Source organism: Marinobacter sp. SS8-8, assembly GCF_030540945.1.
In the GTDB taxonomy this organism is placed as follows: Bacteria; Pseudomonadota; Gammaproteobacteria; order Pseudomonadales; family Oleiphilaceae; genus Marinobacter.
Genome location: NZ_JASSVN010000006.1, coordinates 1 through 16,949, shown reverse-complemented (window position 1 = coordinate 16,949; position 16,949 = coordinate 1). Strand labels below are relative to the sequence as shown.

Annotated in this window: 13 protein-coding genes; 5 read left to right on the top strand and 8 right to left on the bottom strand. The window is 56.6% G+C overall.

The annotated features are described in order from the left end of the window. Positions 1-4: 4 nt before the first annotated feature. The gene (locus QPL96_RS07920) at positions 5-778 is read right to left on the bottom strand and encodes an ABC transporter permease (RefSeq protein WP_303286847.1); all 774 of its coding nucleotides are present in this window, start codon (positions 776-778) and stop codon (positions 5-7) included. Beyond that, positions 775-1,725, bottom strand: a complete 951-nt coding sequence (locus tag QPL96_RS07915; protein WP_303286846.1) for an ABC transporter ATP-binding protein — start codon at positions 1,723-1,725, stop codon at positions 775-777. The genes QPL96_RS07920 and QPL96_RS07915 overlap by 4 nt, the downstream gene beginning before the upstream one ends. 253 nt (positions 1,726-1,978) lie before the next feature. On the opposite strand from QPL96_RS07915, the gene QPL96_RS07910 reads away from it, so the two are divergent. Further along, positions 1,979-3,109, top strand: a complete 1,131-nt coding sequence (locus QPL96_RS07910) for an organic solvent ABC transporter permease (RefSeq protein WP_303286845.1) — start codon at positions 1,979-1,981, stop codon at positions 3,107-3,109. On the opposite strand, the gene QPL96_RS07905 is transcribed toward QPL96_RS07910, so the two are convergent. The 3 genes from QPL96_RS07905 to QPL96_RS07895 all read right to left on the bottom strand — a co-directional run bounded on the left by QPL96_RS07905 (position 3,099) and on the right by QPL96_RS07895 (position 5,533). After that, positions 3,099-4,406 (bottom strand): HD-GYP domain-containing protein, encoded by a 1,308-nt coding sequence (locus QPL96_RS07905; protein WP_303286844.1) that lies wholly within the window; start codon positions 4,404-4,406, stop codon positions 3,099-3,101. The genes QPL96_RS07910 and QPL96_RS07905 overlap by 11 nt on opposite strands. Positions 4,407-4,580: 174 nt before the next feature. Then, entirely contained in the window at positions 4,581-5,144 is a 564-nt protein-coding gene (locus tag QPL96_RS07900; RefSeq protein WP_303286843.1) for a hypothetical protein, read from the bottom strand. 110 nt (positions 5,145-5,254) lie between these two features. Further along, positions 5,255-5,533 (bottom strand): PilZ domain-containing protein, encoded by a 279-nt coding sequence (locus QPL96_RS07895; RefSeq protein ID WP_303286842.1) that lies wholly within the window; start codon positions 5,531-5,533, stop codon positions 5,255-5,257. A 181-nt stretch (positions 5,534-5,714) separates the two neighbouring features. On the opposite strand from QPL96_RS07895, the gene QPL96_RS07890 reads away from it, so the two are divergent. Continuing rightward, complete coding sequence (locus QPL96_RS07890; protein WP_303286841.1) at positions 5,715-6,731, top strand: Fe(3+) ABC transporter substrate-binding protein; 1,017 nt, start codon at positions 5,715-5,717, stop codon at positions 6,729-6,731. Between the two features lie 169 nt (positions 6,732-6,900). Next, on the top strand, positions 6,901-8,589 hold the full coding sequence (locus QPL96_RS07885; protein ID WP_303286840.1) for an iron ABC transporter permease: 1,689 nt from the start codon (positions 6,901-6,903) through the stop codon (positions 8,587-8,589). Positions 8,590-8,617: 28 nt separating this feature from the next. Here the strand turns inward: QPL96_RS07885 and QPL96_RS07880 are convergent, their stop codons facing one another. The 3 genes from QPL96_RS07880 to QPL96_RS07870 all read right to left on the bottom strand — a co-directional run bounded on the left by QPL96_RS07880 (position 8,618) and on the right by QPL96_RS07870 (position 12,130). Beyond that, positions 8,618-9,103, bottom strand: a complete 486-nt coding sequence (locus QPL96_RS07880) for a thioesterase domain-containing protein (RefSeq protein ID WP_303286839.1) — start codon at positions 9,101-9,103, stop codon at positions 8,618-8,620. Positions 9,104-9,237: 134 nt separating this feature from the next. Beyond that, the gene (locus QPL96_RS07875; RefSeq protein ID WP_303286838.1) at positions 9,238-10,905 is read right to left on the bottom strand and encodes an AMP-binding protein; all 1,668 of its coding nucleotides are present in this window, start codon (positions 10,903-10,905) and stop codon (positions 9,238-9,240) included. 415 nt (positions 10,906-11,320) lie between these two features. Continuing rightward, positions 11,321-12,130, bottom strand: coding sequence for a DUF6160 family protein (locus QPL96_RS07870; RefSeq protein WP_303286837.1), 810 nt, complete (start codon positions 12,128-12,130; stop codon positions 11,321-11,323). A 449-nt stretch (positions 12,131-12,579) separates the two neighbouring features. Here QPL96_RS07870 and QPL96_RS07865 point away from each other — a divergent pair, with 449 nt between their 5' ends. Both QPL96_RS07865 and QPL96_RS07860 read left to right on the top strand, forming a co-directional pair. After that, the gene (locus QPL96_RS07865; RefSeq protein ID WP_303286836.1) at positions 12,580-15,843 is read left to right on the top strand and encodes an LAGLIDADG family homing endonuclease; all 3,264 of its coding nucleotides are present in this window, start codon (positions 12,580-12,582) and stop codon (positions 15,841-15,843) included. Between the two features lie 27 nt (positions 15,844-15,870). Continuing rightward, on the top strand, positions 15,871-16,566 hold the full coding sequence (locus tag QPL96_RS07860; RefSeq protein WP_303286835.1) for an NrdJb: 696 nt from the start codon (positions 15,871-15,873) through the stop codon (positions 16,564-16,566). The last annotated feature ends 383 nt before the right edge of the window (positions 16,567-16,949 follow it).

Genomic DNA, 16,949 nt, shown 5'->3' with positions numbered 1-16,949 from the left:
GAAATCAGTGGCGAATGCCTTTGCCCCGCTCCAGCATCTTCAATGCGATGACTGCCAGCACGGTGATGAAAACCAGAATCATACCAAGAGAAATGAACGGATTAACGTCTGAAACGCCCAGAATCCCGTAACGGAAGCCGTTTACCATGTACAGGATCGGATTGATCAGGGACACGCCCTGCCAGAACCCCGGCAACAGATCGATGCTGTAGAACACTCCGCCCAGATAGGTCAGCGGCGTCAGTATGAAGGTTGGGACAATGGAAATGTCATCAAACTTGGTCGCCAGCATGGCGTTGATGAAGCCGCCAAGGGCAAACAGGGCCGAGGTCAGAAACACCGTCAGAATCATCATTGGCGGGTTGTGTATCGAAAGCTGGGTAAAGGCCAGGGACAGCAGGGTAACAATAAGGCCGATCCCCAACCCCCGGGCCATGCCTCCGGTCACATATCCGGCCAGGATGATCCAGTTCGGCACCGGAGACACCAGCAGCTCCTCGATACTGCGCTGGAATTTCATCGAAAAGAACGACGATACCACGTTCGCGTAGGAACTGGTGATCACCGCCATCATGATAAGGCCTGGCACAATAAAGGACATGTAATCGAACCCGCCCATCTGACCGATACGAGAGCCGATCAGATTGCCGAAAATAATGAAATAGAGCGTCATGGTGACTGCCGGCGGCAGCAGTGTCTGGGGCCAGATCCGGGTAAACCGGCGAACCTCCCGGATAACGATAGTGCCGAATGCCGTGAACAAGGCCTGTGGTGTCATGCTGCACCCTCCACATTCTTGCGGGAATCGAGGGCGTTCTGTTCCACCATGCGAATAAACAGCTCTTCCAGTCGGTTGGCCTTGGTTCTCATGCTGATCACCTTGATGCCCATCTGGTCCAGTTGCACAAACACCTGGTTCAGCCCCTGGCCTTTCTCCACCTCAACCTCCAGGGCACCTTCCCCGTCCAGCCGGGTGTGGAAATCACCCAGCACGGGCGCGGCATCCAGCGGTGACTCGGTATCCAGCACGAAGGTCTCAAGGCCAAGCTGCTGAAGCAGGGCCTTTTTGCTGGTGTGCTTGAGGATCTTGCCGTGGTCAATAATGGCAATGTTGCGGCAAAGCGCCTCCGCCTCCTCAAGGTAATGAGTCGTCAGGATGATGGTGGTGCCCTGGCGGTTCATTTCCTCAAGGAAGGTCCACATCGAGCGGCGCAGCTCGATGTCCACACCGGCCGTCGGCTCGTCCAGAATCAGCAGTTTCGGCTCGTGCACCAGGGCCCGGGCAATCATCAACCGGCGTTTCATCCCCCCGGACAGCATCCGGGCCGGGGTGTCACGCTTGCCCCAGAGACCGAGCTTTTTCAGATACTTTTCTGCGGAAACCGACGCCTGTTTTAACGGAATCCCGTAATAGCCCGCCTGGGTGGTTACGATATCGAATACTTTCTCGAACTGGTTGAAGTTGAATTCCTGAGGCACAACCCCGAGATTCAGCTTGGCATCGGAAAGGTGTGTATCGATGTCGCACCCGAAAACCCGCACCTTGCCGGCTGTCTTGTTTACCAATGAGCAGACGATACCCAGTGTGGTTGATTTGCCGGCGCCGTTGGGCCCCAGCAGGGCGAAGAAATCCCCCTCGGCTACGTGAAGATCAATCCCCTTGAGTGCCTCGAACCCGTCACCGTAAATTTTGGTGAGGCCCTCGATTTCCAGTGCATTGCTCATAAACGATCCCGATTCAGTGGATAGCGGCAAGAAACGGCCCGCCAGAATTCAGACTGGTGTTTATTGTGACAAACCCTCTGATTTCAAGGCCTTTAACGGCCTGAAAGTGTTCACAGGCCAAAACCGGAAACTGCGACAGGAATCCCGATATGAGGCGGTTCCCGCCCCTATAATGCGATTACAATAATTTACAAAAGGCGCTGCCGCACCGCGAGTGCAAGCGCGCTGAACCGAAGGGAATGTACGACAAGCCATGAGATCCGTTCACCGCATCCGATTGTCACTCGCGCTTCTGGGCGCACTTGCGTTCACCGGCTGCCTTGATAACGAGAGTGGCTCCGGCGACGACACCAGCACAGGCAGGCTAAACTTCAATGGTTTCAGTGGTCTCAGCTACCAGACAGCCAGCCAGGCCGGCACCACCAACGCCGCAGGGGAATTCCGTTACTATCCCGGCGAAACCCTGGAATTCCGGGTCGGCGACCTGCCGCTGATCAGTGGGGTTCCTGCACAACAATACATTACCCTCCTCGAATTCTTTGAGCCCACACGGACCGCCCTGCAAACGCCCATGGCGGATGAAGAAGGCCTGACAACGCACACCCTTACCGAGCAACAGGTGCTGGAAAACACCACCCTGATGAACCTGACCCGATTCCTGATGCTGCTGAACTGGAGCGAAGGCATCCCGGAGGGCGAAGGCATCGAACTCCGTACGCGGGTCATCAGCCAGTTGAATGCAGCGCTGCAGGACCTGACCGGGCCCATAGACTTTACCGCGAGCGAACCGGAATTCACTGCCACAACGCCCACGCTCTCCCCGGCCAACCAGCTTCTGGCGGCGATTTGCTTCTATCCGGAAGACGACGAACGGTGCGAGGAGCCACCCTCCCAGGCTGAAATCGACAACGCACCACCCAGGCCGGGAGACGCCGATGAGCGCGATCCGGATGTCGAATACAAGGAAGACCTTCAAGCCAAAAAGGAGCGAATCGAAGGTTCAGTACGCTCGATGGAGGACACCAGCACCGAAGACGCGCAGACTTACCTCACGCGGGAACTCAAGGGCATCAGCACAGCCGTTGCCAAGCGTTACTACCTGGATGACGATGTTGCCAGCTATCCGGCCACCGATACCGCCATCAAACAGGTGGCGGTACGCCGGATCGGCGGGGGCCTGGCTTTGGCTGAGCTGGAAGCGATAAGCACCCGCCCTCAGGATATTCAGGTGTATTCAACAGACTGGCAAAGCGCCGAGGTAGAGTACTTTGTGGCGGGTCCTGTTGCTGGCACTTCGGGCAGAGAATCAGAACTGCTGCTGAGTTTCCGCCCGGAGAACACTTATCGGTGGGTTCGCAAACAGCTGCGAGTGATTATCCGCTGATCAGCCTGGAGAGACTCCAGCGGGATTCCACGCCCGCCAGGTCGTAGTGCGAGGGGTCCAGCCCCTCGGTGCCATGGGGCAGACAATCCCGGATCCGGATCGTTTCTGCTGCCTCTTTCCCTTCATTATAACGGGCAAGATCGATAATTTTGGCGGTTTTAAGGGGCCTGGCGGTGTTGTCGGTCATCACCATCACCTGGGGCCAGAGCCTGCGCTGGGGAGAATGGGAAACCACAATCCCCCGCTGACCGTCTGTCAGCTCCACCAGACTGCCCGTGGGATAAATGCCGATAGCCTGGATGAAGCTCTCCACCAGGTCTTCCTGGAACTCAATGTTGCGCATCTCGTACAGCAAGGTCACCGCCTTGGCGGGTGTCATTGGCTCGGCGTGATCCCTTGGCCCAATCAATGATTCAAAAAACTCCGCAATACCCGCAACCTTCGCCAGCAACGGAATGCGATCACCCCGAACGCCTTCAGGGAAACCCGACCCGTTATGACGCTCCCGATGGCCCTGGACAACACTCAGAACGGCCCGGGACAACCCGCTGCCATCCAGTATATGAGCTCCGAGGTTCACGTAACCCCGGTAGGTAACATATTCCTGAGCGCTTAACTGCCCTTCCCGGGCCAGCATGTCTGCCGGCAGTGCCGTCTTGCCAACCTGGGACAGCAAACAGCCCAGACCAAGGTGGTTCAGAAGACCTTCGTTCAACCCCAGGTGACGCCCGCACACCAGTGCCCACACCGCGGTGTTCAGGGCATGCCGGTACAGATAGCTGTCGTGCGCACGGGTGCGGCTGATCCACAACAGGGCATCCGGCTGACGAATCACACTGCTCACCATCTTGCTGGTGATGGTTGCAATGGCCTTCAGGTCGGCCACGCCCCCTGAACGAAGTGCCTCAAACAGGCTGTCCAGCGCGACCTCAACATCATCAAGCAGCCGCTTTGATGTCTTCATTTCCTTCTTGATGCTGGTGTCCGTGCGGTAACTAACCGGCTCCCGGATGCTCAGCGGGGGCAACTGCAGTTGTTCACGCCCACCCCCGCGCCTGTTGGAGCTCTTGCCAAACACCGGTTTGTTACCGGCTTTGACCTCTCTGGATTCCCGGGCTTCCGCAACATCCACCATTACCCACTTGCAGTGGGAAACCAGCGCACGCATATCATCCTGGGAACGGATATGGAAACCCTGAATCGGGAAAGGAGTCTGGTGCCAGGGCCTGTCCAGATCAGACACGAACATGCCCACTTCCAGATCATGTACTGCCACTTTTTTCTGTTGGACACCCATGTGGCCCACCTCACCAACCAACTTTCAATGGTTACCATTCTGACTGAACCGGGGGAAGACACAATTACAATATCGTATCACCAGGCAACTCAAATGCGACAAAGCGTAACGATAATGTTCACGAGGAAACAAAATGTAGCAATGTGACGATGGTCACACATTCACGTCAGAGTGTCACTCAGCGTTACATGCCATTTCGTCGAACTCTGGCGGCCGTGCGTGCATGGCGCCACGGGGCACCTTGCGTACGTAGACAGTGTAGGGTACCGACGATGCCCGGATGTAATCCAGGTTACGGGACTCGTCACCAGAACCTTCAGTAACAACGGCCGGCGTGCAGGAAACCAGCAATTCCAGTTTTCCGCCAATACCCGTGATACGGGCACCGGGATCCCCGGCGTTGATCGCCATGCACCGGGTGGATTCCGTGGCGGGTTTTCCTGTCCTGGCGACGAGGTTCATGCCGCTCTCCCCGCAGGCCCGGATGCCGGTGCTGCAGGAACCGGCATCCGCATCGTCGCCATCCCGCACACGCCAGACCCGGTCGCTGCACTGGGTCTCAACCTTTACCGATGTAGCCTTGTTGCGGGCAAACCACCAGCCCGGGTACTCAGCACTCTGCCAGGACAGCCGTACCTGCCTGGATTCACCGGAGGAATTCTCCGCCGGAAACATCGCAAAATGCGAATAGTAGCTGGCACACCCCGGCATGGATGCCGCGATGAGAATTGCGATCATTGGCTTGGAAGCTCTGGAGAAGATTGAAAAGATCATCTGGCTGGCGCATTCCCTGACAGCAAATTCGTTGGCCTGCCCATTATCCACAACAGGCCTCGGGAATCCGCCTATCAGTCACCATTTTGATCAAACTGAAGGCCGTATCCGTCATTGGTTTTGCGCACCACCACCATATCCAGCACCGGAGCCGGCACAGGCAGGCCCTGCACCTGCACGGTCACCCTGTCGCCGATCCGCGGGGCAAAAGGCTCCGTGTCAACGACGACAAATACGCCGCCATCGGAAATATCGCGGGTTGAGAATATGAAATCCCCAAGCTCCTCATGGACCAGCTTCACCTTCGCACTCATGGCAGTGCGCATGTGCTCTCTTCGATCATTCCCAGCCATCTTCGGTTTCCACTACTTTTTGCATAGTTTTTATAGTCTTCCGAAGCATAACACCATTTTCAGGAAAATAAGCCAAAGGAGATATTGACTACACACTTAACAGAAATGAGAATGGTTGACGTTTTTAAACACCTGTGAATCTCAGCCATGGGCCGAACATTCAACCTCAAAGGATGCGACTATGCGAATGACACTGGCTGCAACCGCCGCAATCGCCCTCACTGCCATGCCGATGGCTGCCTCTGCTGACGGCGAAGTAAACATCTATTCATACCGCCAGGCGTATTTGCTTAAACCACTACTGAATGCGTTTGAAAAGGAAACCGGCATCCAGAGCAATGTGGTATTTGCCAAACAGGGCCTGGCCGAACGCCTTGAGCGTGAAGGCCGCAACAGCCCGGCTGACGTGGTAATGACTGTTGATATTTCCCGTCTCAACGAACTGGTCGAGCGGGATCTGGTTCAGAGTGTCGACAACGAGGTGCTGGAAGACAACATTCCTGAAAACCTGCGCCACCCGGACGGCAAGTGGTTCGCCCTGACCACCCGCGGCCGCCTGATCTTCGTATCCAAGGAGCGGGTTAAGGAAGGTGAAATCACGACCTACGAACAACTGGCGGACGACAAATGGGACAACCGCGTCTGCACCCGCAGCGGCAAGCACCCGTACAACATTGCCCTGATCTCTTCCATGATCGCCCACCACGGTGAGGCAGAAACCGAAAAGTGGCTCGCTGGCGTGAAAGACAACCTTGCTCGCAGGCCCCAGGGTGGTGATCGCGACCAGATCAAGGCCATTGCCGAAGGTGTTTGCGATGTTTCCATCGGCAACAGCTATTACTACGGCAACATGCTCCAGGATGAGAACCAGCGTGCTATCGCCGAGCAGGTGCGCCTGGTGTTCCCGAACGCCGAAGGCCGCGGCACCCACGTAAACATCAGTGGCATTTCCCTGACCAGGAGCGCGCCCAACCGCGAAAACGCGATCAAGCTGATGGAATTCCTGTCGTCACCGGAAGCCCAGAGCATCTATGCAGAGGCCAACACCGAATACCCGGCTAACCCGAAAGTAAAGCCTACCGGGCTAGTGGCCGAGTGGGGTGAGATCAACCCGGACAACCTCTCACTGCAGGAAATCGCCAAAAACCGCGAAGCCGCAGTCAAACTGGTTGACCGGGTCGATTACGACGGCGAATAAGCCCTTTTTGCGGGCGAGGGTGGTTCCTCTACCCTCGCCCTGCTTTCCCACCGCTCTTTCCGAGGCCAAACCATGACCCAGTCGTTGCAGGCATCATGCCAGGTGTCTACAATCTGCAACCCTCAAACGGACAGCACACCCATTCACACCACTCACACACAGGACAGCTATGAGCGAGGCCGCAACCAGCGTTAACCCCGGGCTATCCCAGCCCCTGCTGGCAAAGCGTACCTCTCGAAAATGGCTTATCAGCGCCTTGCTGACCACCGCCATTGTTGCCTTGCCGGTTCTCTCGGTTATCTTTCTCGCGCTTTCTCCCGAAGAGAATATCTGGCCACACCTTATTGAAACCACACTGCCCCGCTATCTGATCACCACCATCCAACTGATGGCAGGCGTGGGCGTAATCACCCTGGTCATAGGCCTGGCCTCCGCCTGGGCCGTGACCATGTGCGAGTTTCCAGGCCGCAAGTTCTTCGAGTGGGCCATGCTTCTGCCTTTCGCGGTACCGGCCTATGTTATCGCTTATGTGTACACCAGCCTGCTGGATTATGCCGGCCCGGTCCAGGGTGCCCTGAGGGATTGGTTTGGCTGGGAAAACGCCTCCGATTACTGGTTCCCGGAAATCCGCAGCCTGGAAGGCGCCACGCTCATGCTCGGCCTGGTGCTCTACCCCTATGTGTATCTGCTGGCCCGGGCTGCATTCCTGGAGCAGTCGCCATCCCTGTTTGCCGTCAGCCGCAGCCTTGGCCACTCGGCCCTGAGCACCTTCGTCAAGGTTGTCCTGCCCATAGCTCGCCCGGCAGTTGCCGTAGGGCTCTCCCTGGTGCTCATGGAAACCCTGAACGATTTCGGCACCGTGGATTTCTTCGCTGTACAAACCCTCACCGCAGGCCTGTTCGATACCTGGATGAATCTTGGCAATCTCGGCGGCGCCGCCCAGATTGCCACCACCATGCTCATCTTCGTGGTGATTCTGGTAACCCTTGAACGCTATTCCCGCAGGCGCCAACAGCAATACGCCGCCCGGGACAACCGGGAACCGATCCATCGTTTCACCATGTCGTTCCCGCGCCAGATGATCTGTGTGGCCGTGTGTGCGTTGCCTGTACTGTTCGGGTTTGTGATTCCCGGTGCCACCCTCGGTCTCTACGCCTGGGAATACTTTGGTGAAAGCTGGAACCCGGACTTTGTCCGCAATACTTTTAACAGCCTGTTCCTGTCTGGCACTGCTGCGCTGACAACCCTGCTGGTCGGCATTACCCTTGCCTACAGCCGCCGCCTGCACAATACCCGGGGCATGCAAGTATTGATGCGTCTCTCCAGCCTGGGCTATGCCATGCCCGGTGCGGTACTGGCGGTGGGTGTGATTGTACCCCTGGCCGGGTTCGACAACTGGCTGGACAGCCTGATGCGGGAGTTCTTCGGCATCAGCACCGGGCTGTTGCTCAGCGGGTCGGCCTTTGCCCTGGTGTTTGCCTATACCGTGCGCTTCCTGGCGGTTTCCGCAGGCAGCGTGGAAAGTGCATTGCAGAAGATCACACCCAGTATGGACATGGCTTCCCGCTCACTGGGCCACAGCCCCGGTAAAACCCTGGTAAAGGTTCACCTGCCCATGCTGAGGGGAACATTGCTGACCGCTGCGCTGGTGGTTTTCGTGGACTGCATGAAGGAGTTGCCGGCCACCCTGATTCTCAGGCCGTTCAACTTCGAGACCCTGGCCACCTACGTGTACCAGTTTGCGTCTGACGAGCGCCTGTACCACAGCGCCCTGCCCGCCCTGATCATTGTTCTGGCGGGCATCATCCCGATTATTCTGATGAGCCGGTCAATCTCCAACACCCGCTCGATTGCCTGAAAACCCGCGGCCCAGAAGGTTCAGGACATCAGGGAGTCATCCGTGACTCCACATCCTGCACCACAAACCGACCCTGGAAAACCGCCACCGGTTCAACCTCCGGCATGGTTCTGGGTTCGCCACAAAACACTTCAGCCGTGAGGTCCAGCCGGCCCTTGCCGTGCCGCGCCAGACTTTTCCGGAAGCGCTCGGGCACCTCATCGCCGGGCAGACGACAGATTACGTAAAAATCCGAACTGACCGGCTCCAGGTAATCGATATTGCCACTCTGGACAACCACGCTGCCCCGGAGCCCCATATCTGAGAGCGCAAGCTCTGTCAGGCCCCAGGCAGCGGTAACCGCGGCGCAATAGATGCTACCACCGAACCCGGTGCCCTGATGGTTACGGTTCGGCTCCAATGGCGCACTGAGAAGCAGAGAGCGGCCATCCCACGAATGCAGTTGAATCCCCAGCGCCCGTGAAAGGGGAATCTCATCGTGGATACGTTTCTGGAAAAGGGACAACTGGCTCATATCATCCTCCTGATATCGTTCCAGTTTAGGCCGGCTCCTTGCTTTTCCCTATGCGACTATCGTCGGCCATTCCCCCTACGAAACAGGGCCGGCAAAGCCGGGCCTGATCGCATCGTTTCAATCAAGGGCAGATATTACTGCCAGATCACGGGCCGACGCTGTGCATACCAGTTATCCACTTTGTCCTGGTAGGCATCCTCAACCACATTACGTTTGAGCTTCATGGTTGGTGTCAGGAAGCTGTTTTCGATGGACCATTCTTCGTTGACAACCGTGATGAAAGCCAGTTGTTCATGGGGATCCACCGTTTTGTTCACATCGGCGATCAGTTGCCTGAAGCTTTCCTCGATTTCCTTGCGGAACGACTCATCCGCCATCTTCGGCCTTATTTCTTCGCCCAGCAGCACCAGTGCGTGGGGCTGCGTCTGGTTGGCACCGGAGACACACACCATCTCAATGGCGTCATGGGACATCAGGCGGTTCTCGATTGGCGCAGGTGCAATGTACTTACCCTTGCTGGTCTTGAATATTTCCTTGATACGGCCGGTCAGCTTGAGGCGGCCCATTTCATCAATCTCGCCCTTGTCACCGGTTTTCAGGAAACCGTCCTCGGTAAAGGCTTCGCGGGTTTTCTCTTCGTCCTTGTAGTATCCCATCATGGTGGCCGGGCTCTTGATCTGAACCTCACCTTCCGGGCTGATACGCGTTTCAACACCCGGCAGGGACTCACCCACGTAACCGGTCTTTGACCGTCCTGGCTTGCTCATGTGGGAATAGGCAAAGTTCTCGGACATGCCGTAGCCTTCCAGCAGCTCCAGGCCCAGATTGCGATACCAGTCCAGCACATCGCTCGCCAGGGGTGCCGAACCACTGCCGGCCAACTTGACCTTGTCCAGGCCAAGGCCCTTCAGGATCTTCTTCTTGATCAGTTTGTTCACCACCGGGATCTTCAGCAGCCTGTCCAGCTTCTTCTTCGGCAGCTTCTGGAGCACACCGTGCTGGAACTTCACCCACAGCCGCGGCACAGACAGGAAAAGTGTTGGCTGGGCACGCCGCAGATCCTGCACGAACGTCTCCAACGACTCGGCAAAAAAGAGCTGGAAGCCGGCATAAAGAGACGCCAGCTCCACAAAGGTGCGTTCGAATACGTGGGCCAGCGGCAAATAAGACAACATGCGCTCCTCGGAGCCAACACCCAGCACTTCCATACCACCTTCCGCAGCAAAGGCCATGTTGCCAAAACTGAGCATCACGCCCTTGGGCTTGCCGGTGCTTCCGGAGGTATACACGATAGTGGCCAGCTCATCCGCATCGCGGTACACATTCTCCTCAAGGGGCGGGTACCTGGCAACGATGTCGTCCCAGGTTTCAAAATCGTTGGGCGGGCTCAGCGGGAAGGAAATGCAGCGCACGGATTCCGGCACACCCGGTTTCATCATGTCCCAGTCATCCAGCTTACCGACAAACAGAACGTCGCACTCGGCGTGGTTCAGTATGTAGTTCACGGTATCTGCATTCAGGGTGGGATACAGCGGCACCGAAATATGGCCGGCCATCCAGATAGCCCAGTCGGTCATAATCCACTGGGCGCAGTTCTTGGAGATCAGACCTATGCGGCTCTTCTCCGGGAGGTTCAGGGATTTCAGGTAAGACGCCATGCGCCTCGCCTCATCCACTGCCCTGCCCCAGGTATACTCCACTACTTTGCCATTCCCGATGGGTTGCGTCATATACAGCGAGTTGGTCTTGGATTTTTCCCAGTGGTAGACCATATCCAGAGGAAGCTTGCGTGTTGTGTCCATGGACCTTCCTTGTAGTTCATTATTCGAGTTATTGATGAGCTATTATTAGACTTTCGTAGGGTATTTGAACATAACTTGCGGCGTCAAAACGTGAAACAAGCGAAATTATTTTCAACCGCATCCAGTTACGCCAAACCGGGAGCTGGTTTACCGCAACCTCAGTCGCCCTCAAACCCTGCGTCCCCTGCTTGGCACCACCGAACACCTGAATGTGCGCCTGGGTGTGATACCGGAGCCAGCCCCATCCACTCCGGGGCATGAGCCTGGCCGTTAACCAGGGCGAATTTGTAACCACGATTGGCAGCAACCTCAAGGGCTGAAAGTAGGCGACGACTGCCTGCCATTGGGTCAGACGGACGCATGCAGGGAAGCGGAACACGGGGCCTTGTTCGGCCCCGTTTTATGCTGGAAACACTCAGTGCCCGTATATACGCATGGCGGTATTGGATATCGCCAGGTTATCCAGCGCGACCGAGCCGATGGATATGCCACCGATCAGCACCCCACCAATTCTCATGTCTGCCTCGAACGTTTCCATATCCACAGCCAGCACCTCTGTACCGGCTGCGTTGGCGGCCTTGTAGATATCCAGCTCCACATTCGCAAACAACCTCAGCGGCTGCGGTGCAGACAGATCATAATCTGCCCCGGTCAGCCGAAGATCCCGGATGCCCAGTGCGAGATACGGCACGTCGAAATCCATGTCGTCGATCGCAATATCCGTGATCAGATTGAGTTTGTCTGTCGCAGTATCGATCCGGATGGTGCCGGAGCCAATCAGCATATCCATATTGAAGTTATCAAGAATGGTCGTGCTGCCTCCGGTGCCGGTCAAGTTCCAGGCGCCCGTGCTCATCCGGAAATCCACGGCGTTGAAAGTAATCGGCAGGAGGTTGATGATGACGTCACCGTCCCGGGCAATATCAATGTTGATCCGGATGTTATCCAGCCGGTCATTGGCTTGGCCATTGAGGTTCAGATTCATCTCGGAAAACATGTCGGTTCGGTTGGCGCCTCCCACGAAGATATTATTGACCTCCAGCGACCCTTCATCGGTGTAGATGAAGCGATCAATGTTCAGCTTGGTTTCCAGCTCAATGGTGACACCGGCCTGGCCGGTGATCATGCCCATCGCTGAATCATCCAGACTGTGGATCTCGGCCGTGGCTGCAGGTGGAACACCCGCAACGCAGAGCGCTAGCAAGGTAGGTTTCAGGCCTTTCATTTTTGTTTCCTTGTTTTTAGTCTTTGTCACATCCTGTGGGCCACTGCACTTTTCGACACCACATCAGTACTTTAGCGACACGTTCAGAGCGGGTACGTGCAGGTGTCACAATTTGTATGACTTTTCTGATCGCTTAGGGCCGGACCGGGTTTTTCACCACAACATGTAGTGGTTTTGAACCTTTTCATCCAAATCTCTGTTTTAGAAAAATTTTCCCCTTTTCAAGCCGGTTTTGATTGATTTTCTTTGCCCGAAAGCGCCTGTCAATAGTTGCGTTCTTATTCACAAAACACTATATCCTGTTATACTCATCAAAGAATCGACCCATATATAGTGGTTAAAAAGAAAACAGGGCCAAGGCCCAATGCATGAATTCAAAGGGGCATGGCGCCGCCGGCACGAGGCATGGCGCCATCAAAAGAAGACATACCGGAAGACAGAGGGTGGCAATGAACGCTAAGGCACAGGCAGTGGTTACAACAATCCCGATGCAGGAAGCCTCGATCGACATCTGGCACAGCAAGTACCAGTTGAAGACCAAGACCGGCGAGCCCGTGGACAAGGACATCAACGCAACCTACGAACGTGTTGCCAAAGCCCTTGCCGAGGTGGAAAACAAATCCGTACGCACCCAGCACATGAAGAACTTCATCTGGGCCCTGCAGAACGGCGCCATTCCCGCCGGCCGGATTACCTCCAACGCCGGTGCCGAAGCGCACAAACCGGCCACCTCAACCATTAACTGCACCGTTTCCGGCACGGTTCAGGACTCCATGAACGACATTCTGGAAAAGAACCACGAAGCCGGCCTTACCCTCAAGGCAGGCTGTGGTATCGGTTATGAGTTCTCCACCCTGCGCCCAAAAGGCGCCTACGTGGCCGGCGCCGGTGCCACCACCTCCGGTCCGTTATCGTTCATGGATATCTTCGACCGCATGTGCTTCACCGTGTCGTCTGCCGGTGGCCGCCGCGGCGCCCAGATGGCCACCTTCGATGTGCACCACCCGGACGTGATCGACTTCATTCAGGCCAAGCGTGAAGACGGCCGCCTGCGCCAGTTCAATCTCTCCCTGCTGATTACTGAAGACTTCATTGAAGCCGTGCGCAACGGCGACGACTGGCACCTCTCCTTCCCCGTTACCGAAAAAGAAGTGGAAGACGAGCAACTGGACCTGAGCGATGAGAGCCGGTTTGTCTACCGTGATTTCCCGGTGCAGAAAGGCTACGTGATTAACAATGAGGGCAAGGTTGCCTGCCGTATCTACCGCACCCTGAAAGCCCAGTTCATCTGGGACACCATCATGACCAGCACCTACGACTACGCCGAGCCGGGCTTCATCCTGATCGACAAGGTCAATCAGATGAACAACAACTGGTTCTGCGAAGACATCCGGGCTACCAACCCCTGCGTGACCAGTGACACCTGGGTACAGACCAGCCAGGGCCCGCGCCAGGTGAGCGACCTGATAGGCAAACCCTTCGTTGCCATGGTCGATGGCCAGCCTCATGAATCCGGCGCAGAAGGCTTCTTTAAAACCGCCGACAAACAGACCGTGGTCCTTAAAACCGCTGAAGGCTATGAACTCAAACTCACCTCTGACCACCGGGTACGCCGTGTAAGCGCCTTCACCCGCTACCGCACCGAAACCCAGTGGTGTGCCGCCGGTGACCTGAGGCAAGGTGATCGCGTTCTACTCCAGGACCAGCGTGCCTTCGCAGACTGGGATGGCGCCCTTAACGAAGACCAGGGCTATCTGCTGGGCCTCCTCGTGGGTGACGGCACCCTGAAGCAGGACAAAGCCGTGCTCTCCGTATGGCAGCCCGCCATGGCGGTAAACGGCGGCCCCACCGCCAGTGGCCCCACCGCCATCATGCAGGCCGCCGAGATCGCAGCGCGCAGCCTGCCCCACCGCAACGATTTCAACGGCTGGCAGCAAGTCAGCGGTCGCAACGAGTATCGCCTGAGCACCGCCGCACTGAAGCAACTGGCTGAAGACATGGGCATGGCTCCGGGTAACAAGTGTATTACAGAAACTCTGGAAAAAACCTCCTCGGCGGCCTATCGCGGCTTCCTGCGAGGCTTCTTTGACGCCGACGGTTCTGTTCAGGGCAACCAACAGAAAGGTGTAAGCATCCGCCTGGCCCAGTCCGATCTGCAGAGGCTGAAAGCGGCACAGCGCATGCTGTTGCGCCTGGGTATTGCTTCCAGTATCTATGAAGACCGGCGCGCCGCCGACACCGCCACTTTACCCAATGGCAAGGGCGGAAGCCGGGCCTACGCCATCCAGCCCCAGCATGAACTGATCATCACCGGGGAAAACCTGAGCCGTTTTGCTGACGAGATCGGGTTTGTCCACACAGATAAACGGGGCCGGCTCGAAGCAGCACTCGCCAGCTATAGGCGTCAACTGAACCGCGAGCGCTTTGTAGCCCGGGTGACCAGCATTGAAACCGCATCCACCGAAGCCGTGTACGACGTACAGGTGCCTGGCATCAACACCTTTGATGCCAATGGCTTTCATGCCCACAACTGCGGCGAACAACCTCTGCCCCCGTACGGCAGCTGCCTGCTGGGCTCCGTAAACCTGACCAAGTTTGTGGATTACCCGTTCACCGACAAGGCCAGCTTCAACTACGAGAAATACCGCAAGGTGGTGGGTATCTTCACCCGCATGCTGGACAATGTGGTAGAGATTAACGGCCTGCCGCTGGCCGAGCAGCGCCACGAAATCACCTACAAGCGCCGCCACGGCATGGGCATCCTGGGCCTGGGTTCCACCCTCACCATGCTGCGCATGCCCTACGGTTCTGAAGAATCCGTACAGTTCACCGAAGAAGTCGTGCGTGAAATGGCCGTGGAAGGCTGGCGCCAGTCCCTCACCCTGGCCGAGGAGAAAGGCGTGGCGCCGATCATGGACGATGAGTTTGAAGTTACCCCGAAGATGCTGGGCAAATGCCCGCAGCTGTCCGAGGATGGCTACAAACTGGGCGACAAAATCAAAGGCCGCATCCTGCACGCCAAATACAGCCGCTACATGCAGCAGATTGCCAACGTAGAGCCGAAGCTGGTGGAAGAACTGGCCGAAAAAGGTGGCCGCTTCACCCACCACACCTCCATCGCACCCACCGGCACCATCAGCCTGTCTCTGGCCAACAACGCCAGTAACGGCATCGAGCCGAGCTTCTCGCATCACTACGCGCGCAACATCATCCGCGAAGGCCGCAAGACCAAGGAAAAAGTCGACGTATTCTCCTTCGAGCTGCTGGCCTACCGCCACCTGGTGAACCCGGGCGCCATGCCGTTCTCCGAAGATGACGACAAGAAGCTACCGCCCTACTTCACCACCTCCGATGACGTAACGCCGGCGCAGCACGTCGACATCCAGGCTGCTGCCCAGAAGTGGGTGGATTCCTCGATTTCCAAAACGGCCAACGTTCCGACAGACTTCAACTATCAGGATTTCAAGGGCATCTACCTTTACGCCTACGACATGGGCCTGAAGGGTTGCACCACCTTCCGCTTCAACCCGGAAGCTTTCCAGGGCGTTCTGGTCAAAGAGAAGGACCTGGAAAACACGCTGTACGAGTTCACCCTGGACGACGGCAGCAAGGTCACCCTCAAGGGCAACGAACAGGTAGAGTACGACGGCGAAATCCACAACGCCGCCAACCTGTTTGACGCGCTTAAAGAAGGCACCTACGGAAAGTATTGATTCGGGAACCGACACAGGACAAAGAACATGACCGTTAAAATCAGCAACAAAATCGTCGGCTACCGAGTCAAGAAAGCCGACCCTGAAGTAACCGAACACCAGACACCGGTGAAAGCGGAAACCAAGCCCATTCAGATGAACGAATACATCGAGCGGCCGGATTTTCTCCTGGGCACCACCTATAAGATCAAGCCGCCGATCGCTGAGCATGCGATGTACATTACCATCAACGACATCCTGCTCAACGAAGGCACCGACCACGAAAGCCGGCAGCCGTACGAGGTGTTCATCAACTCCAAGTCGATGGAACACTTCCAGTGGGTCATCGCCCTCACCCGCGTAATCTCTGCGGTATTCCGCAAGGGTGGCGACGTCACCTTCCTGGTGGAAGAGCTGCGTAGCGTGTACGACCCCAACGGCGGCTACTTCAAGAAAGGTGGCGTGTTCATGCCCTCCCTGGTGGCTGAAATCGGCGCCGTGATCGAGAAGCACCTGAAGGCCATCGGCCTTCTGGAAAGCGAGGAAATGAGCGAAACCACCAAGCGCATCCTCGCCGAAAAGCGCGCCGAGTTCGAAGCCAGCCACACCACGGCCACGAACGACGAAAAAGCCAGCGACTACCCGCCCAATGCCGCCATGTGCGGCAAATGCAGCACCAAGGCAGTGATCGTGATGGACGGGTGTGCGACCTGCCTGTCCTGTGGCGACAGTAAGTGCGGTTGAGGTGATTAACCTATGAATGGCGAGAAGGCCTGGAGTGAGAGCTTCAGGCCTTCTTGTTTTGGAATGATTGTTTTTATCAAGGACCAGAATGGCTTCAGAGCATCGCAGCAAAAAATGGTCTTAACGACCGTTTTTGTCGGCCATTTTGAGACATGATTCGGCCACAACGCTTTGAACTTAAGCGCTTTTCGGCTAAGTTAAACATAATTTCGTGTTGATATAGTGGTCGCGGAAAAACGGTCACCGAGACCACGATACAAATGTTAAATGCCTGGCTCCCGCGTTCTTGGGTTCGGTGTTCGGGCGCGGTTTGGCAGTTGGTTTCGGGCAAAACACAGCCTTCAGTCTGGCAACGGTTTTTGCGGCCCTTTGGGTGTCTGTGT